22 protein-coding genes are annotated in these 26,367 nt (G+C 71.2%); 13 read left to right on the top strand and 9 right to left on the bottom strand.

Features of this window, described 5'->3' with window-relative positions; translation table 11 throughout:
- Positions 1-312 precede the first annotated feature (312 nt).
- Positions 313-1,188 carry a LysR family transcriptional regulator gene (locus ACWGJ2_RS32555; protein ID WP_453349906.1) on the top strand — a complete coding sequence of 292 codons (876 nt, stop codon included), beginning with the start codon at positions 313-315 and terminating at the stop codon, positions 1,186-1,188.
- A 72-nt stretch (positions 1,189-1,260) separates the two neighbouring features.
- Here the strand turns inward: ACWGJ2_RS32555 and ACWGJ2_RS32550 are convergent, their stop codons facing one another.
- The 5 genes from ACWGJ2_RS32550 to ACWGJ2_RS32530 all read right to left on the bottom strand — a co-directional run bounded on the left by ACWGJ2_RS32550 (position 1,261) and on the right by ACWGJ2_RS32530 (position 6,934).
- Positions 1,261-1,947 carry a response regulator gene (locus ACWGJ2_RS32550; RefSeq protein WP_453349905.1) on the bottom strand — a complete coding sequence of 229 codons (687 nt, stop codon included), beginning with the start codon at positions 1,945-1,947 and terminating at the stop codon, positions 1,261-1,263.
- Positions 1,944-3,143 carry a histidine kinase gene (locus tag ACWGJ2_RS32545; RefSeq protein ID WP_453349904.1) on the bottom strand — a complete coding sequence of 400 codons (1,200 nt, stop codon included), beginning with the start codon at positions 3,141-3,143 and terminating at the stop codon, positions 1,944-1,946. The genes ACWGJ2_RS32550 and ACWGJ2_RS32545 overlap by 4 nt, the downstream gene beginning before the upstream one ends.
- A gap of 552 nt (positions 3,144-3,695) precedes the next feature.
- Positions 3,696-4,586, bottom strand: coding sequence for a DUF4429 domain-containing protein (locus ACWGJ2_RS32540; protein WP_453349903.1), 891 nt, complete (start codon positions 4,584-4,586; stop codon positions 3,696-3,698).
- A gap of 55 nt (positions 4,587-4,641) precedes the next feature.
- Positions 4,642-5,880, bottom strand: coding sequence for an alpha/beta hydrolase (locus ACWGJ2_RS32535; RefSeq protein ID WP_453349902.1), 1,239 nt, complete (start codon positions 5,878-5,880; stop codon positions 4,642-4,644).
- A gap of 403 nt (positions 5,881-6,283) precedes the next feature.
- Positions 6,284-6,934, bottom strand: coding sequence for a TetR/AcrR family transcriptional regulator (locus ACWGJ2_RS32530; protein WP_453349901.1), 651 nt, complete (start codon positions 6,932-6,934; stop codon positions 6,284-6,286).
- A gap of 124 nt (positions 6,935-7,058) precedes the next feature.
- Here ACWGJ2_RS32530 and ACWGJ2_RS32525 point away from each other — a divergent pair, with 124 nt between their 5' ends.
- From ACWGJ2_RS32525 to ACWGJ2_RS32515, 3 genes are all read left to right on the top strand, one after another.
- Positions 7,059-8,678, top strand: coding sequence for an MFS transporter (locus ACWGJ2_RS32525; RefSeq protein ID WP_453349900.1), 1,620 nt, complete (start codon positions 7,059-7,061; stop codon positions 8,676-8,678).
- 214 nt (positions 8,679-8,892) lie between these two features.
- Positions 8,893-9,285, top strand: coding sequence for a peptidase inhibitor family I36 protein (locus ACWGJ2_RS32520; protein ID WP_453349899.1), 393 nt, complete (start codon positions 8,893-8,895; stop codon positions 9,283-9,285).
- 142 nt (positions 9,286-9,427) lie between these two features.
- Positions 9,428-9,739: a small hydrophobic protein gene (locus ACWGJ2_RS32515; protein ID WP_453349898.1), complete on the top strand. Its 312-nt coding sequence runs from the start codon at positions 9,428-9,430 to the stop codon at positions 9,737-9,739.
- A gap of 263 nt (positions 9,740-10,002) precedes the next feature.
- On the opposite strand, the gene aceE is transcribed toward ACWGJ2_RS32515, so the two are convergent.
- Positions 10,003-12,750: a pyruvate dehydrogenase (acetyl-transferring), homodimeric type gene (aceE, locus tag ACWGJ2_RS32510; RefSeq protein ID WP_453349897.1), complete on the bottom strand. Its 2,748-nt coding sequence runs from the start codon at positions 12,748-12,750 to the stop codon at positions 10,003-10,005.
- 696 nt (positions 12,751-13,446) lie between these two features.
- Between aceE and ACWGJ2_RS32505 the strand changes: the two genes are divergently transcribed.
- The 6 genes from ACWGJ2_RS32505 (at position 13,447) to ACWGJ2_RS32480 (ending at position 18,361) form a co-directional block, all read left to right on the top strand.
- Positions 13,447-13,887 (top strand): DUF3052 domain-containing protein, encoded by a 441-nt coding sequence (locus ACWGJ2_RS32505; protein WP_453349896.1) that lies wholly within the window; start codon positions 13,447-13,449, stop codon positions 13,885-13,887.
- A 264-nt stretch (positions 13,888-14,151) separates the two neighbouring features.
- A complete protein-coding gene (locus tag ACWGJ2_RS32500; RefSeq protein WP_453349895.1) occupies positions 14,152-14,610 on the top strand; it encodes a peroxiredoxin in 459 nt (152 codons plus the stop codon).
- A 125-nt stretch (positions 14,611-14,735) separates the two neighbouring features.
- Positions 14,736-15,311, top strand: a complete 576-nt coding sequence (locus ACWGJ2_RS32495) for a TerD family protein (protein ID WP_453349894.1) — start codon at positions 14,736-14,738, stop codon at positions 15,309-15,311.
- A gap of 271 nt (positions 15,312-15,582) precedes the next feature.
- Positions 15,583-16,167, top strand: a complete 585-nt coding sequence (locus ACWGJ2_RS32490) for a TerD family protein (protein WP_453349893.1) — start codon at positions 15,583-15,585, stop codon at positions 16,165-16,167.
- A 39-nt stretch (positions 16,168-16,206) separates the two neighbouring features.
- Complete coding sequence (locus ACWGJ2_RS32485; RefSeq protein WP_453349892.1) at positions 16,207-17,385, top strand: DUF475 domain-containing protein; 1,179 nt, start codon at positions 16,207-16,209, stop codon at positions 17,383-17,385.
- A gap of 217 nt (positions 17,386-17,602) precedes the next feature.
- Complete coding sequence (locus tag ACWGJ2_RS32480) at positions 17,603-18,361, top strand: TerD family protein (protein WP_453349891.1); 759 nt, start codon at positions 17,603-17,605, stop codon at positions 18,359-18,361.
- 101 nt (positions 18,362-18,462) lie between these two features.
- Here the strand turns inward: ACWGJ2_RS32480 and ACWGJ2_RS32475 are convergent, their stop codons facing one another.
- A complete protein-coding gene (locus ACWGJ2_RS32475) occupies positions 18,463-19,644 on the bottom strand; it encodes a TerD family protein (RefSeq protein WP_453349890.1) in 1,182 nt (393 codons plus the stop codon).
- Positions 19,645-19,876: 232 nt separating this feature from the next.
- Here ACWGJ2_RS32475 and ACWGJ2_RS32470 point away from each other — a divergent pair, with 232 nt between their 5' ends.
- The 3 genes from ACWGJ2_RS32470 to ACWGJ2_RS32460 all read left to right on the top strand — a co-directional run bounded on the left by ACWGJ2_RS32470 (position 19,877) and on the right by ACWGJ2_RS32460 (position 24,602).
- Positions 19,877-21,073, top strand: coding sequence for an HpcH/HpaI aldolase/citrate lyase family protein (locus ACWGJ2_RS32470; protein WP_453349889.1), 1,197 nt, complete (start codon positions 19,877-19,879; stop codon positions 21,071-21,073).
- 71 nt (positions 21,074-21,144) lie between these two features.
- Positions 21,145-23,742 carry a phosphoribosyltransferase gene (locus tag ACWGJ2_RS32465; RefSeq protein WP_453349907.1) on the top strand — a complete coding sequence of 866 codons (2,598 nt, stop codon included), beginning with the start codon at positions 21,145-21,147 and terminating at the stop codon, positions 23,740-23,742.
- A complete protein-coding gene (locus ACWGJ2_RS32460; protein WP_453349888.1) occupies positions 23,739-24,602 on the top strand; it encodes an HAD family hydrolase in 864 nt (287 codons plus the stop codon). Before ACWGJ2_RS32465 ends, ACWGJ2_RS32460 begins: the two co-directional genes overlap by 4 nt.
- Positions 24,603-24,623: 21 nt before the next feature.
- On the opposite strand, the gene ACWGJ2_RS32455 is transcribed toward ACWGJ2_RS32460, so the two are convergent.
- The gene (locus tag ACWGJ2_RS32455) at positions 24,624-24,857 is read right to left on the bottom strand and encodes an FmdB family zinc ribbon protein (RefSeq protein WP_453349887.1); all 234 of its coding nucleotides are present in this window, start codon (positions 24,855-24,857) and stop codon (positions 24,624-24,626) included.
- A gap of 102 nt (positions 24,858-24,959) precedes the next feature.
- Positions 24,960-26,267, bottom strand: coding sequence for a hypothetical protein (locus tag ACWGJ2_RS32450; protein WP_453349886.1), 1,308 nt, complete (start codon positions 26,265-26,267; stop codon positions 24,960-24,962).
- Between the last annotated feature and the right edge of the window lie 100 nt (positions 26,268-26,367).

Raw genomic sequence — 26,367 nt, 5'->3', positions numbered from 1 at the left:
GCCCAGTTCACGGCCGGTGGGCGAGCCATGCCGGCGGTACCGGGGGCATGCGTACAGTACGACACCGATGCCATCCAGGCCGCCGGTCGCGGCCTGTCCGCCCCGGTCCCCCTGATCGCGGTCGGCGGCCTGCTGCTCGTCTTCGGCCTGTGGTGGATCTGCTTCACCGGAAGCGACGTGGGACTGACCACGCTGCGCACCGCCTTGGCCGGGGGATGCCGGGGGATGCCGGGGGATATGGCCACTACGTGGTCTTCGCCGCGCCGGCAGCTGGCCTCTTCACCGTCCGTCATCGAGCCGAGAGGCGTTGAGGTGAGACTGGACCTGAACAAACTCGACCATCTGATCGCCGTCGCCGAGGAAGGCAGCCTCACCCGCGCCGCCGCCCGCCTCCACCTGTCCCAGCAGGCCCTGTCCACCTCCATCCGGGTCCTCGAACGCGAAGTCGGCGTGGCGCTGCTGGAGCGCGGCAGCACCGGCGTCACCGTGCTGCCCGCCGGAGCTGCCCTGCTTGAGGACGCCCGCGTCCTCAACGGTATGACCCGCGCCGCCCTGCATCGCGCCCGGCGCATCGGACGGGGCGAGACCCAGACGCTCCGCATCGGCTACACCCCCGCCGTCACCGGCGACGAACTCGTCACCCTGCTCGCCCCGGTGACCGACACCCACCCCGACATCACCCCCGAGATCCACCAGCGCTACCCCTCCGAGCTGACCGCCGCCCTCCTCGCCGGCGACCTCGACATCGGCCTGTGCCGCGGAATGACGCCGGCCCACGGTCTGACCCGTACCACCCTCGGCCACCAGCGTCTGCACATCGCCGTCGCCTCCGATCACCCCCTGGCCGCCCGCACATCCGTGGCACTGCCCGAACTCGCCCACGAGTCCTTCCTGGTCTGGGGCGCCCCCGGCCGCTCCGGCTACACCGACCTCCTCATCGACCACTGCCGCAACGCGGGTTTCGAACCGGACACCGAACGCACCGCCCGCCAAGGCACACCGCCAGTCACCGCCGTCATCGGCACCCGTCACATCGCCTTCGTCACCACACCACCGGGCCCCGCGGCGGGCGGCAAAGCGCACGTCCTCGCCCTCGAACCCTCCCTCCACGCGCCACTCCACGCGCTCTACCTCCCCCACACCACCTGCCCCGGCCGCACCACTTTCCTCACCCACGTGAGGCTGTGAGCACGAACCATCACCCGACAACCGAAGCAGCGGCCGGTCGGCCCCGAAGCCGACCGGCCCTCAAGAGCGCGCTCAGCCCTCGCCGGGCGCCACGAGCCCGGACTCGTACGCGAAGATCACGGCCTGCGCCCTGTCCCGCAGCCCGAGCTTCGTCAGGATGCGGGACACATGGGTCTTGACCGTCTGCTCGGCCAGCACGAGCGAACCGGCGATCTCGCCGTTCGACTGCCCGCGCGCGATGAGTTGCAGCACCTCCGTCTCGCGCTCGGTGAGACCGTTCAACTGGAGGGAGCGCCGCTCGCGGGGCACGGGGCGCTGACGGGCGAAGTCGGCGATGAGGCGGCGCGTGACCGAGGGCGCGAGAAGGGCCTCGCCCCCGGCGACGACCCGTACCGCCGAGATCAGGTCGGCGGGCGGCGCGTCCTTGAGCAGGAAGCCGCTGGCACCGGCGCGCAGCGCCTCGTAGACGTAGTCGTCGACGTCGAACGTCGTCAGCATCAGCACCTTCGGCCTGTGGGTGACGCCCGGCGCGGGCTCCAGCAGTTCGCGGGCCGCCTCCAGCCCGTTCATGCGCGGCATCCGCACGTCCATGAGCACGACGTCGGGGTGTGCGCGACGGCTCAGCTCGACGCCCTCCGCCCCGTCCGGGGCCTCGCCCACCACGTCGATGTCGGCCTGCGCGGCCAGCAGCGCGGCGAACCCGGCCCGCACCATGGCCTGGTCGTCGACGATGATCACTCGGGTGACGTCGGCGGTCATGAGGGCTCGGAGTCCTTCCCCTTGGGGGGCAGTGTGGCGGCGACCCGGAAGCCGCCGTCGGGCAGCGGTCCGGTGTCCAGGGTGCCGCCGACGAGACGTACGCGCTCGCGCATGCCGATCAGCCCGTGTCCGGTGCCCGATGTTTCCAGCGGGGGCCCGTCGGGCGCGGGGGAGGGCCCGTTGACGACGAGCACGGTCAGCCCCTTGAGCACGGCCTTCTTCTTCGCGGAGGCGGCGGGCGCGGTGACGGACACGGTGGTACGGGCGCCAGGCGCGTGCCGTACGACGTTGGCAAGGGCCTCCTGCACGATGCGGTAAGCGGACAACTGCACGGCCTGCGGCAGCCCGTCCACCTCGCCCTCCACCGACAGCTCCGTGGGCACCCCGGCCCGTACCGTCGCCTCCACAAGCTGCTCCAGCCGGTCCAGCCCCGGCTGAGGGGCCCGCTCGCCCTTCGTCTCCTCGCTGCGCAGCACCCCGAGGAGGCGGCGCATCTCGGCAAGGGACTCGCGCGCAGTGACGGCGATCGACCCGAACTCCTGCGCGGCCTCGGGCGGAAGGCCCTGGAGCCGGTAGGGCGCGCTGTCCGCCTGGACCGTGATCACGGACATGTGGTGGGCCACCACGTCGTGCAGCTCACGGGCGATGCGCGTGCGCTCCTCCAGCAGCGTGCGGCGCGAGCGTTCGGCCTCGCTGATCGTCTCCTGCTCGGCCAGCTTCCGCTGCACGTCGGCGCGCTCGCGCACCGCCGTGCCGAGGAGCAGCACGGTCCCGCTCAGCACGATCAGCAGCACGTTCGTGCCCTCGCTGCGGTCCTGCCCGATGAAGCCGAGCGCGAGCGAGAGCGCGACGGTCACGCACCAGACGGCGACGACCGTCCTGCGCCGCTCGCGCAGCGCCAGCGCGAGACACAGCACGAGGTACCCGACGATCACCATGGCCGTCCACGGCCAGGGGCGCACCGGTTCGGTGGGGGCGCCCAGCAGCGCGAGGGCGCCGAGGGTGTCGCCCACGATGACGATCCACCAGGCCGCCAACGGCCGCGTCACGGCCAGCAGCAGCGGAGCGGACTGCATGACGGCGAGCGCGCCCGAGACGGCGCCGTTGACCCCGTAGTCGTTGGACAGCACCTGCGCGGTGACGGGGATCAGGGTGGCGACGAAGCCGAACGCGAGCACGTACGGGAGGGAGCGCATCCAGCGGCGCGGGGCGTGCGCGAGAAGGGGCTCGGTGGACCGTGAGGGCGTGGTGAGCGCGGCCCCCAGCGCCCGCGCCCCGCGCCCGACGGCATCCCCGACGACCCCGCGCCAGCCCCCGGCACGGGGCGGCGGCTGTCCGGGTGGCGCCTCGTGAGGGGGCGACGCGTCCTGATCGGATGACGCGCCATGGTCGGGGGACGTGTCCTGTCCGGGTGGCGCGTCCTGTCCGGGTGGCGCGTCCCGATCGGGTGAAGGGGCCCGCGCGGGGGGCGGGTCCTGGTCCGGTGAAGGGGCCCGCGTTGGAGGCGGGTCCTGGTCCGGTGACGGTGTGTTGGCCATGGCGCGCCCAGCGTATGGCGTCGGCGAAGCGTCGACGTCACCCCTGGGTACCGCTGTGTCCCCCTACCCCGGTACGTGGTGGGGAGGGGGCGCCCCCAGCACGGGATGTGTGGGATGTACGGCTTCCGGGCGCGAGGCAAGGCGCACCGTTCCCGTCGGCGCACCGGCACGGCGGCCGAGTGAACCGTTTCCTTCGCCCGACCGGCGAGGTCACAGCTCGGCGAGGAGTTCCGCCTTCTTGTCCGAGAACTCGTCGTCCGTCAGCAGCCCCGCGTCGTGCAGCTCGCCGAGATGCCGGATGCGGTCGGCGATATCGGCGGGATCCGATCTGTCGGACCGCGCCGGCATGGCCGCCTGCGGCGCCGCCGGAGGCGTCACCTCGGCCTCGGACCCCGGATCCACGGCCCGCACCGCTTCCAGCACGGCCGCCGCGAACGGCAGCGACTCGTACACCAGCCCGTACCCGAGCCCGAACACCACCGAGGCCGGATCCTGATCCGCTTCCCCCGGCGCCTCGACGCCCCGCAGCCGCAGCCGCAGATGCCCGTTGAGCACCTCGGGCGAGCGCCACTCGACGCCCTCCAGCTCGGCCACGGAGAAGTTCTGGTCACCGGCCTTCCACTTCGCGGAAGAGGCCCCGGTCCAGAACCACCGGAAAGAGACCGCGCTGCCGTCGAAGGTCGCCTTGCCGTCGTACGCCTTGAAGCTCAGCGGAGGAGACGGCGCCCCCACCATGTGGCGCTCGGCGGGCTTGTCCGCGTCGGGGCCGAGGACCGAGCGCAGCTCCGTCGCGTAGTAGTCGGCCAGCGTCTCGCGCTCGGCGGGGAGCACGAGACGGTAGGGGTCGCTGCCCTCTTTGAGCTGTCCGGCCGCCGCCTCCAGCAGCGGATCGGCGCCCGCGCGGGGCACGGCGCGAAGTACGACGGTGCCCCGCTTGCCTCCCGGCGCGAGCTCGACATCGCTCAGCGCCTCGTACGGAATACGCCGCTCCCCGAGCACGTGGAAGAGCTTGGGCGTGCGGATCCCCCGTTCGAAGCGGATGAGCACCGAGTCCGTGTCGAACTCCCAGGTGGAGTGAATTCCAGCCAGTACGTCACCCATGTGGGCCATCGTATGCGGGGACCGCCCGCGCGTCCCCCTCCCAGCGCTACGCGCGTTAATCGGTGGCGGCTGTGCAGCCCGGGTCGTTCGAGGCACAGTTGACAGCGCCGTACGAGCCGGTGCCGATGGCGGCGAAGTTGGCGAGGCTCCCGGTGCCCGGCACGAAGTAGCCGGTGTGTCCGACGGCGCCGTCGGCGGAGAGCCTGCGGGAGCCGAAGCCGGGGGAGACGGGGTCGGCGCCGTGGCCCAGGCCGCCGAACTCCATGTGCGGCACGTCGGCGATCCAGTCGTCCTGGTCGCGGGTGGCCCACACGTGGGCCCGGGTGTCGAGGTGGTCGGCCTTGTCGGCGCGCATGCCGGGGCTGCCGGAGACCGTGATGTCGCTGACCCGGGGCGACAGCTCGTGCGCCGCGACCCCGCACACCACGGAGCCGTAGCTGTGGCAGAACAGCGCGACCCGCGAGGCGCCGGGCAGCTCCCGCACGAAGTCCCGCAGCCGGTCGCCGCCGTCCTGCGCGAGGTCCCCGGAGGCGGCGTCCATCCCGAGGCCGACGGGCGCGGTGTAGTCCGCCCAGGCGACGGTCGCCGTCCGCAGATGCGGCGAGCGCGCGCTCTGCTGGTCCTGGAGCGCGCGGGCCATGCCCACGGGCGCCGAGTGGGACCGCTCGGTCTTCTCGAAGGTGAGCAGCTCGGTGTCGACCCCGGGGACGACGACGGAGACGCTCTGGGCCCGGTCCAGGTCCCCGAAGACCTCGGCGGCGCGCCCGCGCCCCGTCGGGTCGAAGGAGAGGATCTGACGGCCTGGATGGAGCATCGACTCGAAGCGGTGCATACGGCGGCCCGCCTCGTGCCGCCCCTCGTCGGTGAGCCGCTGGTCGGTCATGCGTTTGCGTTCGACGTCGCGGGCGTCCTCGAGCGCCGCGTGGTTCGCGCGATAGCGCAGCGTCACGGGCGCGCCGCCGAGGTTGCCCACGACCAGGGGATATCGGTCGGCCAGCCGGTACTGCTGCGCCGTGCTCAGCGCGCGGAAGAAGCGCGCTATGGCGCCGGGCCGCCCGTCGGGGTCGGGCAGCGCCCGTCCGGCGACGGATCCCTTCTCCCAGGCGAGCAGCGCCGCGGCGCGGGGGCCCGGCGTGTCGTCGCTCTTGCGGATCGCGGTCCACCCGGTCGTCGCCAGCAGCACGAGCACCACCGCAAGCGCGAGCAGCGCGCGCCAGGCGGTGGAGCCCGGGGCTCCCGTCGCCGGGAAGCCGGTTCCGGACAGGGGATTGCCGAATGCGGAGAAGGAAGTCACTAGCGGGACACCCTAGGAGACGCGGCTGTGTGCTCGCGTATCCGGTGAGCCATCTCACGTTTCGGCGTGGGTAATTGGGTCAGATCGGGCGGCCGTGCTGTCATCCGTGACGCTACGGAGTCACCCGCGAAGGTGAGCCGGAAGCCCCGGCTCCGCGCCGCCGCGCACTGCTCCGCCGCAGGTCGGGGGCTTCTGGCGACCCCTCGGGGCCTCTCGCTCATGCGTACCGGGGCACGGTTGTGCCGCGTCCGCGTGGTCCGCACTCGTACGCGCCGTATTTGGCGGGGTGAGGGGGTTGGGGGGTGAAGGGGTGGGGCGGGGTGACAGATCTCGTTATCTGTTAATTGTTATCTGTTACCTGCTACTTGATAACTGTTATCCGTCAGCCGTCAGCCGTCAGCCGTCAGCCGTTAGCCGTCACGCGTGGGGGTGTGCTCGCCCACTCGTCGGTGAGGGCGGGGCCCAGTGCGTCCACGTAGGACTCCATGAAGCACTGCGCCGCCGTCATGGAGGTGTCCTGGCCGCAGCCCCAGCGGCGTCCGGCGGCCCGCATCACGCCGGAGTACGCGGCGACGAGCACGCGCGGCCGCGGGTCCTTCTCCGGATCGAGGTCCTGGCGGCGCGCGATCTCCGTGACGAGGGCCTCCTCCATCTCCACTGAGCGCCGCAGATGGACGGCGACGAGCGCGGGCGTGGTCTCGATGACCTGCCACATGCGCATGTGGAGCTGCATGGGGACGATCTCGTGGATGGTCTCGCCGATGCTCTGCCACGTCTCGTCCAGGGTGCGGCGCAGCACCTCGATGGGCGCCTCGCCCGGCGGCCGCTCGCGCACCGCCTCCAGATAGCGCTGCTCGACAAGATCCTGGAGGGCGAAGGCGACGTCCTCCTTGCTCGTGAAGTAGCGGAAGAAGGTGCGCTGGGAGACGTCCACGGTGTCGGTGACCTCGTCGACGGTGGTGGCCTCGTACCCCTTGGCGACGAAAAGCTCGTGAGCCGCGCGGATGAGTGCGTCCCGGGTGCGCTGCTTCTTGCGCTCGCGCAGTCCGGTCACTTTCGGCCACCTCCGGGTCTCATCCTGCTGATCTTCTTCCTCACGATATCTGTGAGACACCTGACATCTACCGGCGAATAATTCGGTTTGTCAATTGTCAGCGGCTGACATTAGCCTCGCCCCCATGAGCTCCCAGACCACCACCGTCGCGGACGGGACACCGGAACCGCCCGGACCGCGCAACTCAGAGATAACGGGCGCCAGGAAGGGGCTCAGGGGGCACCCCTGGCTCACCCTGGTCACCGTCGCGCTCGGCGTCACCATGGTCGCCCTGGACGGCACGATCGTGGCCATCGCGAACCCGGCGATCCAGAAGGACCTCGGCGCCTCGCTCGCCGACGTCCAGTGGATCACCAACGGGTATCTGCTGGCCCTTGCCGTGGCCCTGATCACGGCGGGCAAACTCGGCGACCGCTTCGGCCACCGGCAGACCTTCCTCATCGGCGTCGTCGGGTTCGCCGCGGCCTCCGGGGCGATCGGTCTGGGCGGCAGTGTCTCGCTCGTCATCTTCTTCCGCGTGCTCCAGGGCATCTTCGGCGCCCTGCTGATGCCCGCGGCGCTCGGCCTGCTGCGGGCCACCTTCCCGGCCGAGAAGCTCAACGCGGCGATCGGCATCTGGGGCGCGGTCATCGGCGCCTCCACCGCCGCGGGGCCGATCGTGGGCGGTCTCCTGGTCGAGCACGTCAACTGGGAGTCGGTCTTCTTCATCAACATCCCGGTCGGCGTCATCGCCCTGGTGCTGGGCGTGGTGCTCCTGGTGGACCACCGCGCGGAGAAGGCGCCCAGGTCCTTCGACATCCCGGGCATCGTGCTGCTGTCGGTCGCGATGTTCTGCCTCATCTGGGCGCTCATCAAGGCGCCCGAGTGGTCGTGGGGCGACGAGAAGACGCTGCTGTTCCTCGGCGGCTCGATCGTCGCGTTCCTGCTCTTCGGCTTCTGGGAGACCAAGGCCAAGGAGCCGCTGCTGCCCCTGAGCATGTTCCGCTCCGTGCCGCTGACGGCGGGCACCGTGCTGATGGTGCTGATGGCCTTCGGGTTCATGGGCGGCCTGTTCTTCGTCACGTTCTACCTCCAGAACGTGCACGGCATGAGCCCGGTCGACAGCGGGCTGCGGCTGCTGCCGCTGACCGCGATGATGATCGTCGCCTCGCCGCTGGCGGGCTCGTTGATCACCAAGGTCGGTCCGCGCATCCCGCTGGTCGGCGCCATGGTGGTGGCGGCGGTCGCGATGTTCGGGCTCTCCACGCTCGACGCCGAGAGCGGCACCGCGATCACCTCGCTGTGGTTCGGTCTGCTGGGCCTGGGCCTCGCGCCGGTCATGGTCGGCGCGACGGAGGTCATCGTGGGCAACGCGCCGCTGGAGCACGCCGGTGTCGCTGGCGGCCTCCAGCAGGCCGCGATGCAGGTCGGCGGCAGCCTCGGCACGGCCGTGCTGGGCGCCGTCATGGCCTCCCGTGTCGACAGCTCGCTGCCGGAGAAGTGGGCGGACTCCCAGCTTCCGCCGCTGAAGGGCGAGCAGGCAGAGCAGCTCAAGGGCCTGGCCGAGGTCGGCATGGCGCCGCCCGCGCCGAAGGGCACCCCCGCGCAGATCGCCGAGGCGATGACGAAGGCCGTGCACGACTCCTTCATCTCCGGCATGGGTCTCGCCTTCACCTGCGCGGGCATCGTCGCGGTCGTCGCGGCGGGAGTCGCCGTCTTCACGAAGCGCGGCTCGAACGACGCGGGTCCCTCGGTCCACGTCTGAGCCCGGGCCGGTGGCCCTGGCCCCGGCCCGGGAGCCTGTGGAGCCGCCGGAATTCCCCGGAATCTGTGGATCCTTCGGAGCCTGTGGATAACTCCGTGCCCCATGGTGGTGAAACGGCCGGTCTGCCCTTGGCAGACCGGCCGTCGCCGTTCGAGGCTGATCACACGCACGACGCGACAGGCGCGGACGTGCGGCACACGGGGGAGTGATCCATATGCGAGCGGTCCATGCCTGCGCGGTCGTGATGGCGGCGGGCGCCCTGCTCCAGCTCGCCGCGGCCCCGGCGCCTCTGGCGTCGGCGGCCCCGTCGAAGAAGCCGCAGCCGAGGCTGGGGGAGTGCGGCGCGGGGGAGCTGTGCCTCTGGGAGGCGGCGCGCTTCGAGGGCGAGCGGCAGACGTACGAGCTGAGTGACGTCGACATCGAGAGCTGCGTCCCCCTGCCGAAGGGCACGGAAGCGGCCTCGTTCGCCAACCGCACGGGGCGGCCCGTCACCGTCTATCAGAGCGCGGAGTGCGCCGAGACGGCCGAGTTCAGCACCCACCCCTCCGGTTCCTGGACGCCCGAGGGCGCGTATCGGGTGCGGGCCTTCAAGGTCTGGGAGAACTGAGATGGCAGGCGCCGTCACCGCACCGCGTCCGAGAGAGCGCCCAATCGCTGGGACGGGGCGGGCTGTTGAGGAAACCGTGTCTATCGGCCGGGGAAAGGGGCACTTGGTCTCCGAGCCCGAAACGACAACCCTGGGAGGGACGATGACGGGCTATCGGCACTCCACCCGCCCCCGCACGCGCCGGGGCTCCTTCGCCGGACGCGTCACAGCGGACCGGGAGACGCTCGGCATCGTGGGTCTGATCTGCGCGGTCGCGGGCTTCTTCACCCTCGGCATCGTCCTCGGCCCGGTCGCCGTCGTCTGCGGCTGGCTCGCGATGGGCCGCCGCTGGACGGGCACCCGGTCGATCCCCGCCCTCATCGCCGTGGTCCTCGGCGCCCTGGACACGCTGCTGGCACTGATATGGCTCACCGGCGCGGGCGGCGGCACGATGGGCGTGGGCGGCATCCTCTGACGACGGCCCCCTGAACGGGCCCCCGCACGCCCTGGCACGAGGATGTGGCGTCGCCCGCCGAGGGGGCACCCCACCAGGCGACCGGGGCGCTCCACGGGCGGACGTACACGGCCCCGTCACAAAGGGACGCACCCGGCCGCTCCACCCGACGACGCGACGTGCACAGCTCCGTCACCCAGCGAGCGACTTGCGGGGCCGCCGCACCCGGCCACGTAGGTGGTCACGCCACCCCGTGACGCCGGGTGCGGCCCGTCCGGCGAGGACTACGCGTCGCCGCCCGCGGCGCCCGGGTCAGCGGCGGCGACGTCGAGCAGCTGGTAGCGGTCCAGCGCCTGCTTCAGCGCCGAGCGGTCGATCTTGCCCTCCCTGGCCAGCTCGGTGAGCACGCCGAGGACGATCGACTGCGCGTCGATGTGGAAGAAGCGGCGCGCGGCGCCACGGGTGTCGGCGAAGCCGAAGCCGTCGGCGCCGAGCGACTGGTACGTGCCGGGCACCCAGCGGGCGATCTGGTCGGGCACCGCCCGCATCCAGTCGGAGACGGCCACCTTCGGCCCCTCGGCGCCCTGGAGCTTGCGCGTCACGTAGGGCACGCGCTGCTCCTCCTCCGGGTGGAGGAGGTTGTGCTCCTCGACGGCGACGGCCTCCCGGCGCAGCTCGTTCCAGGAGGTCGCCGACCAGACGTCGGCGCGGACGTTCCACTCGTCGGCCAGGATCTGCTGGGCCTCCAGCGCCCAGGGCAGCGCCACGCCGGAGGCGAGGATCTGGGCCTTGTGCGTGCCCTTCTCGCCCTCCTGGTAGCGGTAGAGGCCCTTGAGGATGCCCTCGGCGTCCACGTTCTCCGGCTCGGCGGGCTGGCGGATCGGCTCGTTGTAGACGGTGAGGTAGTAGAAGACGTCCTCACCCTGCGGGTGCTCCTCGCTGGAGCCGTACATCCGCCGCAGGCCGTCCTCGACGATGTGGGCGATCTCGAAGCCGAAGGCCGGGTCGTAGGCCACAGCCGCCGGGTTGGTGGAGGCCAGCAGCTGCGAGTGGCCGTCGGCGTGCTGGAGGCCCTCGCCGGTCAGCGTCGTGCGGCCCGCCGTGGCGCCCAGGACGAAGCCGCGGGAGAGCTGGTCGCCCATCTGCCAGAACTGGTCGCCGGTGCGCTGGAAGCCGAACATCGAGTAGAAGACGTAGATCGGGATCAGCGGTTCGCCGTGCGTGGCGTAGGCCGAGCCCGCCGCGATGGCCGCGGCCGTACAGCCCGCCTCCGTGATGCCGTCGTGCAGCATCTGGCCGGTGGGGGACTCCTTGTAGGCCAGCAGCAGCTCGCGGTCCACGGACTCGTACGTCTGGCCCAGCGGGTTGTAGATCTTGGCCGACGGGAAGAAGGAGTCCATTCCGAAGGTGCGGTACTCGTCGGGGGCGATCGGCACGAAGCGCTTGCCGATCTCCTTGTCCCGCATGAGGTCCTTGAGCAGCCGCACGAAGGCCATCGTGGTGGCGATCTGCTGCTGCCCCGAGCCCTTCTTGACGGCGGCGTACGCCTTCGCGTCGGGGAGCTGGAGCGGCTTCGACCGGTTCACGCGGGTGGGCACATAGCCGCCCAGCTCGCGCCGCCGGTCGTGCATGTACTGGATCTCCTCCGAGTCCGGACCGGGGTGGTAGTACGGCGGAAGGCCGGACTCCAGCTCCTTGTCCGGGATCGGCAGGTGCAGCCGGTCGCGGAAGCCCTTGAGGTCCTCGACCGTCAGCTTCTTCATCTGGTGCGTGGCGTTGCGGCCCTCGAAGTTCGGGCCCAGCGTCCAGCCCTTGATGGTCTGCGCGAGGATGACCGTCGGCTGGCCCTGGTGCTCCTTGGCCGCCTTGTAGGCCGCGTAGACCTTGCGGTGGTCGTGGCCGCCGCGGCCCAGGTGCAGCAACTGGTCGTCGGTCATGTTCTCGGCCATGGCCCGCAGCCGCTGGTCGCCGCCGAAGAAGTGCTCGCGGATGTAGGAGCCGCTCTCGGTGGCGTAGGTCTGGAACTGGCCGTCGGGCGTCGTGTTGAGCTTGTTGACCAGCACGCCGTCGCGGTCCTGCGCCAGCAGCGGGTCCCAGGAGCGGTCCCAGACCAGCTTGATGACGTTCCATCCCGCACCGCGGAAGTACGACTCCAGCTCCTGGATGATCTTCCCGTTGCCGCGGACGGGCCCGTCAAGACGCTGGAGGTTGCAGTTGATGACGAAGGTGAGGTTGTCCAGGCCCTCGCGCGCCGCCAGGGAGAGCTGGCCCAGGGACTCGGGCTCGTCCATCTCGCCGTCGCCGAGGAAGGCCCACACGTGCGACTTGGAGGTGTCGGCGATGCCGCGCGCCTCCATGTAGCGGTTCATCCGGGCCTGGTAGACGGCGCCGATGGGGCCGAGGCCCATGGAGACGGTGGGGAACTCCCAGAAGTCCGGCATCGACCGCGGGTGCGGGTAGCTGGAGAGGCCGTTGGGGAAGGTGCTCTTCTCCTGGCGGAAGCCGTCGAGCTGGGTCTCGGTGAGGCGGTCCAGCAGGAAGGCGCGGGCGTAGATGCCGGGCGAGGCGTGGCCCTGGAAGAAGACCTGGTCGCCGCCGTCGCCCTCGTCCTTGCCGCGGAAGAAGTGGTTGAAGCCCACGTCGTAGAGCGAGGCGGAGGAGGCGAAGGTGGCGATATGGCCGCCCACACCGATGCCGGGGCGCTGGGCCCGGGAGACCATCACGGCCGCGTTCCAGCGGGTCGCGTTCAGGACCTTGCGCTCGATCTCCTCGTTACCGGGGAAGAACGGCTCGTCCTTGGTCGCGATGGTGTTGACGTAGTCCGTGCTGCGCATCTCCGGCACGGCCACGCGCTTCTCGCGGGCGCGCTCGATGAGACGGAGCATGAGATAGCGGGCACGTCCCCTGCCCCGCTCGTCGACGGCCGCGTCGAGCGAGTCGAGCCATTCCTGGGTCTCCTCGGGATCGAAGTCCGGGACCTGGCTGGGGAGGCCGCCAATGATGATCGGGTTGCGATCGGATCCGGAAGCCACGCTGTTCCTTCGCTGTTCGGTCTTGCTCTGTATAGGTGTCGCGCCGCCTCCATCGTGTACCGCTGCCGCGCGTACGTCATCTCTACCGAGAGGTAACTCCTGCTGATTCCGGGACAGGTCCGGGAAGGTGGATGACGGCCAAATCGCAACCTTACGCCCAGTGATCCCTTGTGGGCGTCCGAGGGATCACCCCTCGCCCCCTCCCCTCGCCCCCTTGTCCGGCCCGTACCCGCCCCTGCCCTCCCGCGCGCCCCGGCCTCCCCGCGTGCCCCGGGGCTCCCGGGTCCCCCGGATGGCGGGACGGGCCGCACTGTCTCGTTCTCGCCCGTCCCCACCCGTGCCCGCCCGTCCCCACCCGCCTCTAACGGTCGCGATCGGTCGCGATTGGTCTCGCGCGGTCCGGGTAGGCGCACGGCGCGCGGCGGAGTCCGCGCCGCGCGCGCCGCTGGGCACACGCGGTGCACGCCCCGCGCCTCGGCCTCCGTGGGCCAGCCGGGGCAAACCCGGCTGATCCGCGCCAGATCCCTGTGGTGTGAATCACTGTTGATCAGGCATTGTGGGGTGAGACGTCAACGTTTGGGCGGGATGGAGGGCTGGGTACTTGCGCGATCCGTTCCGCCCGTGTGGACTACGGCCAATGCTTCGCGTGCGCGCGGGGCGCCAGGCATATTCAAGAAAGATGACAGGAGGCAATCCGTGAGCGCGACCGCGGACCACGCGGAGGAGCGGACCAACCCGGCCGCGAGGCTGGGTTTCCAGCCCGGGCAGGTGGTCCAGGAGCTCGGTTACGACGACGACACCGAGCAGGAACTCCGTGAGGGAATCGAGGCCATCACGGGTACGGAGCTCGTCGATGAAGATCATGACGACGTGGCCGATGCCGTGATTCTGTGGTTCCGCGAGGAGGATGGCGACCTGACGGACGCGCTGGTGGACGCCACCACGATGATCGACGCGGGCGCCCCGGTCTGGCTGCTGACTCCCAAGACGGGCCGTGACGGCTATGTGGAGCCCAGCGAGATCGGCGAGGCGGCCCAGACCGCGGGCCTGGCCCAGACGAGCAGCGTCAACGCGGGCAAGGACTGGACCGGCAGCCGCCTGGTCACCCCGAAGGCGGCCCGCTCCGGCAAGCGCTGACGGGCAGAGCCGGCCGAACGGCAGAGACTGAGGCGTAGAGACGCAGAGACCGAGGCATGGGCCCCGACGGCGAGACCGTCGGGGCCCACGCTGTTCCCTGCCGCTTCCCGGCGCCCACGTCCCCGGCACCGTTCCGCGTCCGCGCCCGCGCCCGTGCCGCTTCCGGCCCCGTGCCTGGCCCCCGCCGTGCGGCGCCGAGGTGCGAGACTGGGCCCGTCAGGCAGGCAAGCCACCCAAGAGACCCAAGAGAGGGGCTCCCCACCCATGGCCATCGAGGTCGGCACCAAGGCTCCGGACTTCACGCTGCGGAACCAGCACGGCGAAGCTGTATCGCTCTCCGACTTCCAGGGGAAGAAGAACGTCGTCCTCCTCTTCTACCCGTTCGCCTTCACCGGTGTGTGCACCGGTGAGCTGTGTGCCCTGCGCGACGAACTCCCGAAGTTCGTGAACGACGACGTCCAGTTGCTCGCCGTCTCCAACGACTCGCCGTTCGCCTTGCGCGTATTCGCTGAGCAGGAGGGCCTGGACTACCCCCTGCTCTCCGACTTCTGGCCGCACGGCGAGGCGTCCCGCGCCTACGGCGTCTTCGACGAGGAGAAGGGCTGCGCCGTGCGCGGCACCTTCATCATCGACAAGGCGGGCGAGGTGCGCTGGACCGTGGTGAACGGGCTCCCGGACGCGCGCGATCTGGACGACTACGTGAAGGCCCTGGAATCCCTCTGAGCGAACACTGTGAGCCCGGGGGAACCGCTCACTAGGATCGACTCGTTGATCTGACGGCATCCGTAATACGGGGGCACGGCACGCGGTCACGCGGTGCTCCTCACGAACAATATCCAGGAGGACTCGTGGGAGTCAGCCTCAGCAAGGGCGGCAACGTCTCGCTGACCAAGGAGGCGCCGAACCTCACCGCCGTGATCGTCGGTCTCGGCTGGGACGCCCGTACGACCACCGGCTCGGACTTCGACCTCGATGCCAGCGCGCTGCTGACGAACTCCGAGGGCAAGGTCGGGAACGACCAGAACTTCGTCTTCTTCAACAACCTCAAGAGCCCGGACGGCTCCGTCGAGCACACCGGTGACAACCTCACCGGTGAGGGCGAGGGGGACGACGAGGTCATCAAGGTCAACCTCGCCGGCGTCCCCGCCGATGTGGAGAAGATCGTCTTCCCGGTCTCCATCTACGAGGCCGAGGCCCGCCAGCAGAGCTTCGGCCAGGTCCGCAACGCGTACATCCGCGTCGTCAACCAGGCCGACAACAACGAGCTGGCCCGCTACGACCTCAGTGAGGACGCCTCGACGGAGACCGCCATGGTCTTCGGCGAGCTGTACCGCCACGGTGCGGAGTGGAAGTTCCGCGCCATCGGGCAGGGCTACGCCTCGGGTCTGCGCGGCATCGCGCAGGACTTCGGCGTCAACGTCTGACGGGCGCGGCGGCGCCGCGCACGGCGGAAGCGCCTGGGCCTCCGGGCGGCGCACGGCGGACACCCCTGGCCGCCCCTTGCCGTCCTTGTCGCCCTTGGTCGCTCTTGGCCACAAAGAACAGTGTGTGCGAAACGATCACAAGGTCCCACGCGCTTTACGGCAGTGTCCCGGCGCCGCAGACTTCCGTGTTCGGGAGGTGTGCGGCGCCGGGCGGTGTGGACACACTGGATGCATCAGCGGGTGCATCAGTACCGGGGAGAGGAAGCGGAACATGGGCGTCACGCTCGCCAAGGGGGGCAATGTCTCCCTCTCGAAGGCTGCACCGAACCTGACCCAGGTCCAGGTCGGGCTGGGCTGGAAGGCCCGCTCCACGACCGGCGCCGCCTTCGATCTCGACGCCAGCGCGCTGCTGTGCGCGAACGGGCGGGTTCTCGGCGACGAATACTTCATCTTCTACAACAACCTCAAGAGTCCCGAGGGCTCCGTCGAGCACACCGGCGACGAGCTGGTCGGCGGCAGCGGTGCCGACGCCGGGGACGACGAGACGGTCCTGGTCGATCTCGGCCTCGTCCCCGCCCAGGTGGACAAGGTCGTCTTCCCGGTCTCCATCTACGACGCCGAGCCCCGTCAGCAGACCTTCGGGCAGGTCACCGACGCCTACATCCGTGTCGTCAACCAGGCGGACGGCCAGGAACTGGCCCGCTACGACCTCACGGAAGACGCCTCATCGGAGACCGCCATGATCTTCGGCGAGCTGTACCGGTACAACGGGGAGTGGAAGTTCCGTGCGGTTGGGCAGGGGTACGCCTCTGGGCTGAGAGGCATCGCTCTAGACTTCGGAGTCAACGTTTCGTAATCCATCGTCCTGTCTTACGTAAAGCGGATTGGGTAGCCAGTGCTTCTGAGAACCTTCGGCTGGTCCTTCGGCGTCACCGCCGTCGGACTCGCCTGCGCTGCGTTCTTCTGGGGGTGGGAAGCGTTCGCACTGGTGGCGATGCTCTCCATCCTGGAGATCTCGTTGTCCTTCGACAACGCGGTCGTCAATGCCGGTGTGCTGAAAAAGATGAATGCCTTCTGGCAGAAGATCTTCCTCACCATCGGCATCCTGATCGCGGTGTTCGGAATGCGGCTGGTGTTCCCGGTCGTCATCGTCGCCATCACCGCCAAGGTCGGGCCCATCGAGGCCGTGCAACTGGCCTTGGACAAGCCCGGCCAGTACGAGCAGCTCGTCACCGACGCCCACCCGGCCATCGCGGCCTTCGGCGGGATGTTCCTGTTGATGATCTTCCTCGACTTCATCTTCACGGACCGTGAGCACAAGTGGATCGGCTGGCTGGAGCGTCCCCTCGCCAAGCTCGGCAAGGTGGACATGCTGTCCGTCTGCATCGCGCTGATCGTGCTGCTGGTCTCGGCCATGACCCTCGCGGTCTCGGCGCACCAGCACGGCGGCGGCCACGCCGACAAGTCCGGCACGGTCATGCTGGCGGGCATCGCGGGCCTCATCACGTATCTCCTGGTCGGCGGCCTCTCCGGACACTTCGAGAACAAGCTCGAAGAGGAGGAGGAACGCGAGCAGGAGGCCGAGGAAGAGGCCAAGCGCCAGGGCAAGGACCCGAGCATGGTGGGCCTCGCCGGCAAGGCGGCCTTCTTCATGTTCCTGTACCTCGAAGTGCTGGACGCCTCCTTCTCGTTCGACGGCGTCATCGGCGCCTTCGCCATCACGAACCACATCTTCTGGATGGCACTGGGCCTCGGCATCGGTGCGATGTACGTCCGTTCGCTGACGGTGTACCTCGTCCGTCAGGGCACGCTCGACGACTACGTCTACCTGGAGCACGGCGCGCACTACGCGATCGGCGCGCTCGCCGCGATCCTCCTCATCACCATCAAGTTCCAGATCAACGAGGTCATCACCGGTCTGCTCGGTGTCCTCTTGATCGCCGCCTCCTTCTGGTCCTCGCTCCGGCGCAACCGCGCCATCGCGGCCAACGGCGGTGGTGACGGCGAGGACGACGAGTCCGGTGACGACGGCGGTGGCTCCTCCAAGAAGCCGGAGGTCACCTCGCAGGTCTGACGGGCCAGGGGCGCCGCGAAGCCCGGCGCCCCTGGCCGTCGCCGCCCGACCGTGCGGGACCTGTCCCGGGGTGAGCCCCCGGCATGTGTCACAGCGGTCCGATTGCGGAACGCTCCAAGCGGGGCGGTACCGAGGTCCCGTCCTCGGTACCGCCCCGCCGCAGTTGGAGCATTTTTTCCTGGTGAGTTTCTGGTGAGTTTCCGAGTGGGGGTGCGTGATGGTCTCCCTGTGGGAGAACTGGCGGCGCGGCGTGGGGATGAGGCGGCACGGGCCGAAGTTCGATACGGTCGGCGGCCCTTCGACGTACGCGGTGGAACTGACGAAGCGGAACTCGATGGTCTCGCTGACCGAGCAGGGCGCCGACAGAGGCAGTATGCGGGTCAACCTTTCCTGGCGGATGCGCAGCTCGGACATCGAGGGCCGCCCGCGCCGCAGCTCCTCGCTGCGGCATCCGTTCCAGTCGCTCAAGCCCGACGTCGTCCAGGCGCACACGCACGGCGTCGTCGACGTCGACCTGGACCTGGCGTGCATGTACGAGCTGGTGGACGGCAGCAAGGGGGTCGTGCAGCCGCTCGGCAACTTCTTCGGCGACATGAACGCCCCGCCGTATGTGAAGCTCAGCGGGGACGACAGGTTCGGCTCGGCCTCCGGCGAGACGATCTACATCAACCTTGACCACAAGGACGAGATCAAGCGCCTGCTGATCTTCGTCTACATCTATGACGGCACTCCGGCCTTCGACCGCACCCACGCCATCGTGTCCCTCTTCCCGAGCAACGGCCCCCGCGTGGAGGTCGGCCTCGACGAGCGGGCGCCGCAGGCGCGCTCCTGCGCGGTGATGCTGCTGGAGCACCACAAGGGCGAGCTGATCGTCCGCCGCGAGGGCCGCTACGTGTACGGCTTCCAGGCGGAGCTGGACCGCCTCTACGGCTGGGGCCTCCAGTGGGGCCGCGGCTACAAGGCGGGCAAGGTCTGAGAGGGCTGCGAGGGCTGGGCCGGGTCCGTCGCGGCGCATGACGTACCGGCCGCCGGGACGTACGCGTCCCGGCGGTTCCGGCGGTCCCGGCCGACCTCACCTCATGCGTGGAGGAACTGCGGGCCCTGGGGCGGCAACTGGAAGCTCGGGTCCGGCTGCTGCGGATAGCCGTACGTGGGCTGCGGATACCCGTAGGCGGGCTGGGTGGACGGCGGCTGCTGCGGGGGCGGCGGATAGCCGTACCCCGGCTGCGGCGCGTGCGGTGCGCCGTGCGGGCCCCCCATGGCGCCCGCGCCGGCCGCCGCGAACGCCCCGCCTCCGCCCCCGTGTGCGCCCGCAGGCTGCGGCTGGGGCTCCGGAGAGGGCGGTTCCGGGGCGGGCCCTGGCCCTGGCCCGGGGACCGGGTCAGGGACGGGCTGCGGTTCGGGGCCCGGCTGGGGTTCGGGACGCGGTTCGGGCACCGGTTCCGGAGCCGGGAAGTCCGGCTCGCCGGGCGGCTTCGGCACCGTACCCGCGGGAGCGCCCCCAGGCCCCACAGGGAGGGGGCCGAGCGTCTCGGGGCCCGGCACGTACGGCACGGTGGCGTCCCCGTCCGGATCGGCGGACGGAGACGCGGAGGCGGAGGCGGATACGGACGCAGGTGCGGGCGTCGGTGTCGCCGTCGTCTCGGGACCGTTCTCGCCGCCCGTGCCGTGCGGCGGGGTGACCTCCTGGCTGACCTCGCCTTCATCGACCGAGATGCCGAACTCCGTGGCGAGCCCGATGAGCCCCGTGTCGTAGCCCTGGCCCAGCGCCCGGAACTTCCAGCCGTCCCCGCGGCGGTACAGCTCGCCGCAGATCATCGCCGTCTCCGAGCCCGTCTCCGGCTCGATCTCGAACCGTGCCAGCGGCTCGGCCGACGGATCGGCCTCCGTCCCCGCCGCGTACAGGAGAAGCCGCAGCTCGCGTACGTCGGCGAAGGTGCCGCCGTCCGCCGAGGCGGCCAGCATCACCCGGTCGACGGTGGCGTCCAGCGCCGACAGATCGGCCTCGACGGTGTCCATCAGACCGCCGGACTCACCGGACTCCCGGGTCTTGGCGAGGTGCCTGACCACTCCCGAGGGGTGCCGGGGCTGGTTGTAGAAGATGAAGTCGTCGTCCGAGCGGACCGCTCCGCTGTCGCCGAGGAGCAGCGCCGAGGCGTCCACGTCCGGCGCCCCCGTCCCCGGTGACCAGCACAGGACGGCACGCACCGCCGACGTCTCCAGCTGGATGTTCGACCCCTTCAACATGGCGTGCGTCATAGACTCATCCTGCCCTCCAGCCGCACTCCGCGACAACGCGGGGGGAGAGGCGTGTGTACCCAGGGGTAACGTGTTTTTCACCCGCTTGAGGAACTCTTGACCCACCCTCGTACGTACGATGAGCGGCCAGATTCCGCCACGGCAGCGCTGCCGAGGCGGGCCGAAAGACAGCGCCGCGTCACAGCCACCAAGGTCGGACGGCTGCGAAAGAGACGGGGAGACGAGGGCATCCATGCGCCATTTCAGGCATCTCACGCCTGAACTCCGGCAGACGCTTTTCCACCAGGAGCCCGCCGAGTTCACGCCGGATTCACCGGCCCGCACGCTGGCCGCCGCGCTCGGCGCCACGCTCTACAGCCCGGCCACCCGTGCCTCCCTCGCCTCCGACGTGGTGCGGCAGGGCGCTCGCGGGGTGGTCTCGATGGTGCTGTGCCTGGAGGATTCCATCGACGACGCCGAGGTCGTGGCCGCCGAGGAGAACCTGGTGCGCCAGCTCGGCGAGCTGGCCCACGCCACCTCCGGGACCGGGACCGGGACTGCGGCGGACGGGGCCGACGAGCCGCCGCTGCTGTTCATCCGGGTACGGGAGCCGGAACAGATACCGGACCTCGTCGACCGGCTCGGTCCGGCCGCGCGGCTGGTGTCCGGATTCGTACTCCCGAAGTTCACCGAGGAGCGCGGCATCCCGTTCCTGGAGGCGCTGGACGAGGCGGAGACGGCCGGTGGGCGACGGCTGTTCGCGATGCCCGTGCTGGAGTCGCCCGAGCTGCTGCACATGGAGACCAGGGCCGAGACCCTGGCGGGGATATCCCGTGCGGTCAACAAGTACCGCGACCGCGTACTGGCCCTGCGCCTGGGCGTGACCGACTTCTGCTCGGCCTACGGGCTGCGGCGCACGCCCGAGATGACCGCCTACGACGTGCAGCTCGTCGCCTCCGTCATCGGGGACGTCGTCAACGCGCTGGGCAGGGCGGACGGCACCGGCTTCACCGTGACGGGGCCCGTGTGGGAGTACTTCAGGCTCCAGGAGCGGATGTTCAAGCCCCAGCTCCGGCGCAGTCCCTTCCTGAGCGGGCGGGCCGAGGAGCTGCGGACGAATCTCATCGCGCACGACATGGACGGGCTGCTGCGCGAGATCGAGCTGGACCGCGCCAACGGGCTGCTGGGCAAGACCTGCATCCACCCCTCCCACGTCGCACCCGTGCACGCGCTGTCCGTCGTGAGCCACGAGGAGTTCTCCGACGCGACGGACATCCTGCGCCCCGAGCGCTGCGGCGGCGGAGTCCTGCGCTCCGCCTACACGAACAAGATGAACGAGGTGAAGCCCCACCGCGCCTGGGCGGAGCGCACCCTGCTGCGCGGCGAGGTCTTCGGCGTCGCCCGCGAGGGCGTGGGCTTCGTGGAACTGCTGGCGGCGGGGGTCAAGTGAACGAGACGGGTGCGGCGAACACGGTGGACACGGTGGACGGAGTGGGCGTGGGCGCGGCGGACGGGAGCGACATGGCGGACGGCGCGACGGAGATCTGGTCCGGTGAATGGGTCGCGGAGCGCCTGGACGTCGGGCTGACCGGCGAGGGCCTGCGGGAACTGCTCGGCCTGGCCCTGCGCCGTAACCCCAAGCGCGCCCACCTGCTCGTCTCGCAGGTGCTGGGCAAGCACGTCCCGCAGCGCCCCGGCACGGTGCACGGCGCGGGCCTGGAGCTGGGGCGCCGGGTGCGTGCGCTGCTGGGCGAGGCGGAGGCGGCGCGCGCGGTGGTACTCGGGTACGCGGAGACCGCCACCGGTCTCGGGCACAGCGTCGCCGACGGCGTCGGTGCGCGCGCTTATCTGCACTCGACCCGGCGCCCGGTGCGCGGCGTCACCCCCGTCGGCGGCTTCGAGGAGGAGCACAGCCACGCCACCTCGCATCTGTTGCTGCCGGAGGATCCGGAACTGCTCGCGGAGGGCGCGCCGCTGGTCCTCGTAGATGACGAGTTCTCGACGGGCCGGACCATACGCAACACCATCGCGTCCCTGCACCGCCGCTATCCGCGCGAGCGCTACGTGATCGTCGCGCTGGTGGACATGCGGTCCGAGGCGGACAGTGCCGGGCTGGACAAGTTCGCCGCCGAGCTGGGCGCGCGGGTCGAGATCGTCGCCCTGGCCGGTGGCACCGTCTCCCTTCCGGACGACGTGCTGGAGCGCGGGCGGCGCCTCGTCGCGGAGTACGACCGCGACGAGGAGGGCGACGAGGACGCGGAGGGGGCGCGAGCCGTCGACGCCGGGCCCGCCGGTGACAGGGGTGACGGGGGTGACGGTGTGGAGGACTGCCCCGTCACGCCCGGCGGCGTTGGGAACGTGCGGCGCGTCGAGCTGGGCTGGCCCCTGGGTCTGCCCGACGGCGGGCGCCACGGCTTCACCGCCGCGCACCGCGAGCACCTCGAAGACGCCCTCCCCGCGATGGCCCGGCGCCTGGCGGCCGAACTGCCGCCGCACGCCCGCCGGGTGCTCGTCCTCGGTAACGAGGAGCTGATGTACGCGCCGCTGCGACTCGCCACCGCGCTGGAAACGGAACTGGAAGCGGAACGGGGAGCGGAACGGGGAGCGGAGGCGGAACGGGGAGCGGCGGACGGGGTGGAGGTGCGGTTCTCCACGACCACCCGCTCCCCTGCACTCGCCGTGGACGACCCCGGCTACGCGATACGCACCGTGCTCACCTTCCCCGCGCACGACCGGCCGGGGGAGGGCCACGGCCCGCGCTACGCGTACAACGTCGCGCCCGGCGACGACCGTTCGCGCCGCTTCGACGCCGTCGTCGCCGTGACGGACTCGGCCGGCGACACGCCCCGGCTGCACGCCCCCGACGGGCTGCTGGCGGCGCTCTCCCGGCACACCGACGCCGTCCTCCTGTGCGTCGTCCCCTCTTACGCGCCGCTGCGCGAACCGCTGCGCGGCCCGGCGTTCTCCTCGTACGCGCCCGACGACGTGGGCTGGCTGCTCCAGGACGTCTCGGACGTCGAACTGGAAGCGCCGACGGAGGAGCGCGAGGAGGCGATCCAGAGCGGCGGGGCGCACTACGCGGAGTCGCTGCCCGTCGAGTACCAGCCCAGCGCCGAGTACCAGCGGCTCTTCCACAGCGCCCTAGACGCCTCGGCAGCGCGCATCGCCCGCGCCGTGGGCACGGTGACCGAGACGGTGCTCGCCGAACGAGGCGGGCGAGGTGGGCCGGGCGGGCCTGCTGGGGGCGGGCGGCGCCCGGTGCTGGTGTCGCTGGCGCGCGCCGGTACGCCCGTCGGCGTGCTGATGCGCCGCTGGGCGCTGCACGCGCACGGCCTGGACCTGCCGCACTACGCGGTGTCCATCGTGCGCGGCCAGGGCATCGACACGGCCGCGCTGCGCTGGCTCGCGGAGCGGCTCGACCCCGCCGACGTCGTCTTCGTCGACGGCTGGACGGGCAAGGGCGCCATCACCCGCGAACTGGCCGACGCGCTCGCGCCGTTCGAGGGCTTCGACCCGGAGCTGGCCGTCCTCGCCGACCCGGGCGGCTGCGTACGCACCTACGGCACCCGCGAGGACTTCCTCATCCCCTCCGCCTGCCTCAACTCCACGGTCTCCGGGCTGATCTCGCGCACCGTGCTGCGCGCCGACCTCGTCGGCCCGTACGACTTCCACGGCGGCAAGTTCTACCGCGAGCTGGCGGAGACCGACGTCTCGCGGTTCTTCCTGGAGGCGGTCGAGTCCCGGTTCGGGGAGGTGCGTGCGCAGGCCGACGAGGGCGCGCGGGCGCTGCTCGCCGCCTCCGAAGCGGAGCGCGCGCCCACCTGGGAGGGCTGGCGCGCGGTGGAGCGGATCAGCGAGGAGTACGGCATCGGGGACGTCAACCTCGTCAAGCCCGGCGTCGGCGAGACGACCCGGGTGCTGCTGCGCCGGGTGCCCTGGCGGGTGCTGGCACGGCGCGACGCGGGGGCCGACCTCGACCACGTGCGGCTCCTCGCGGAGCAGCGCGGTGTGCCGGTGGAGGAGGTCGACGGGCTGCCGTACCGCTGCGTCGGGCTGATCCATCCACGCTTCACGAGGGGCGCGACCGGCGCGGACGGCAAGGCGGTGGCGTCCCGATGACCGCCTCTCCCACAGCCTCGGGGGTGCCGTCGCCCTCGCTGTTCGCGAGCGATCTGGACCGCACGCTGATCTACTCGGCCGCTGCCCTCGGCCTGACCGTGCCGGACGCGGCGGCGCCGCGGCTGCTGTGCGTCGAGGTGTACGAGAGCAAGCCGCTCTCCTACCTGACGGAGACGGCCGCTGAGCTGCTGACGGCGCTGGCCGCCCGTACCGTCTTCGTGCCCACCACCACCCGCACCCGCGAGCAGTACGGGCGCATCCACCTGCCGGGCCCACCCCCTCGGTACGCGGTGTGCGCCAACGGCGGCCACCTGCTCGTCGACGGCGAGTCCGACCCCGCCTGGCACGCGCGCGTACGCGAACGCCTCACGGAGTGCGCGCCGCTCGACGAGGTCCGCGCGCACATGTTGCGTACGGCTTCGTCGTCGGCGTCGGCTTCGGGTGTCTCGGACGGTGGCTGGGTGCTCAAGGAGCGGGTGGCCGAGGACCTGTTCGCGTACCTCGTGGTGGACCGCGCGCGGCTGCCCGACACCTACGTCAAGGAACTCGGCGACTGGGCCGCGCCCCGCGGCTGGACCGTCTCCCTCCAGGGCCGCAAGATCTACGCCGTGCCGCGCCCGCTGACCAAGAGCGCCGCGATCGCGGAGGTCGCCCGCCGTACGGGCGCCGCGCGCACGTACGCGGCGGGTGACTCCCTCCTCGACGCCGACCTGCTCCTCGCGGCGGACGAGGGCTGGCGCCCGGGCCACGGCGAACTCGCCGACGAGGGGTGGCACGCGCCCCACATCACCGCGCTGCCCGAGCGGGGCGTGGCGGCGGGGGAGCGGATTCTGCGCGAGGTGGGCGCGGCGGTGGGGTGAGGGCTGGGGGGCGAGGGCGGGTCAGCCGCAGCAGCCGCCACCGCAGCAGCCGCCGCCACCCGCGCCCGGTGCGGGGGCGGCGGAGGCGGCCGAGGCCGAGGCCGAAGCGGTGCCGCCGACGGCGACGGTCGACAGCAGCTTGACGGTGTCGTCGTGCCCCTTCGGACAGTTCGCGGGGGCGCTCGACTCGGCCATCGGACGGCTCAGTTCGAAGGTGGACCCGCATTCGCGGCAGCGGTACTCGTAACGAGGCATGACGGAAGAGTAAGCGATGCGTCGCGCGCCGCAGCGTGCCGTGGTGTCCGTTCCTGGGGGAGGGGAGGGGAGGGGAGGGCAGGGGAGGGGCGCGGGCGGGGTCTACTGCCCGGCCCGCTGCTCTCTGATCTGCTCGACGACGATGCGGACGGTCTCCTTCACCGCGTCCAGCTCGGTCAGCAGATGCCAGTAGTCGGGGTGGCGGCCGGTGAGCGAGGCCACCGCGCGGTCCACGCGCTCCACGGCGTCGTCCAGCGGGCGGGCGTGCCGGGGGTCGGGCGTGCTGCGTCCGGCCATGGCGAGCCTCTGCGCGTCGCGGATGGCGAAACGCGTGCGCTCGACCTCCTTGGAGTGGTTGAACGACACCTCGTTGAGCCGCTGGAGCCGGTCGCCCGCGGCCTTCACGGACTCGTCCGTGGTGTTGAGCAGCGCGCGGACCGTCGAGAGCAGCGACGTCGCGTCGGCCCAGCGCTGCTCGTCGCGCGCCTTGCGGGCCTCCGCCAGCCTCTCCTCGGCCTGGCGCGCGGATCTCGCCGCCTGGTCGGGCACCTGCTGGAGGTCCTGCCAGCAGGCGGCGCTGAAGCGGCGGCGCAGCTCGCTGAGCACGGGCTCGACCTGGCCCGCGCGGGTGTGCAGCGCCTGGGTGCGCGTACGCAGGGAGGAGAGCCGCTTGTCGATCTCGGCGGCGCGCTCCGGCAGCCGCTCGGCCTCGCCCCTGATGGCCTCGGCCTCGCGCACGACGCGGTCGGCGCGGCGCAGGGTGTCCTGGATGCCGTGTCTGCCCGCGCCCTCGTTGAGCTTCGTCAGCTCGGGGGAGAGGGCCGCGAGCCGGGAGGCCAGCTCGTCGGCCTGGAGCCCGGCGGCGCGGGCGGAGTCCAGCGCGTTGCTGGCGGCCAGCAGCCCCTGCCGGGCCCGTTCGACGGCGGGGACGAGCCGGGCCAGCTCGTTCTCGGCCTGGGTGAGGAGGGAGGCGAGGCCCTGGCCGAACCTCTCCAGATCGGCCTTGGTGCGCTCCAGATCCTGCTTGGCCCGGTCCAGCTCGGCGCGGGCGCGTGCGGCGGAGCCGGAGTCGAGATCGTCACGGTCCAGGTCGTGCGCGTCCACGGTGGTGATGTAGGCGTGGCTGACCTCGTCGATCCGGGTCCCGAACTCCTCGAAGTCCCGGACGGCCTTACGGGCGGCGGGGGAGTCGTCGACGGCGCTGAGGGTCTCGATGGAGATCCGCAGATCGCGCTGTGCGGTGTCCAGCTCGTAGAAGGCGGCAGCGGCGGCGTCCTTGGCGGCCTGCGCGTCGGCCCGCTGACTCTCCGAGCGACCGCTGCCCCAGCTCCAGCGACGGGTGCCGCCGCCGTTCATCGCCGTCACGTAACCTCTCTCCCCGCGCACCGCAGCCAGTGAACCGGTGGTCATTCTCCCACCCCCTCCCAACGAACACACGAGCCGTTTCGTTCGCACCCTCCCCGGCCTGCCCCGCGCCCTGGGACGGTTTGCGCGGCCGGTGCGGTGGCAG

The sequence above is a fragment of the Streptomyces sp. NPDC054796 genome, from assembly GCF_053611545.1.
Note: the sequence above shows the minus strand (reverse complement) of the source record. Positions and strands in the feature narration are given on the sequence as shown.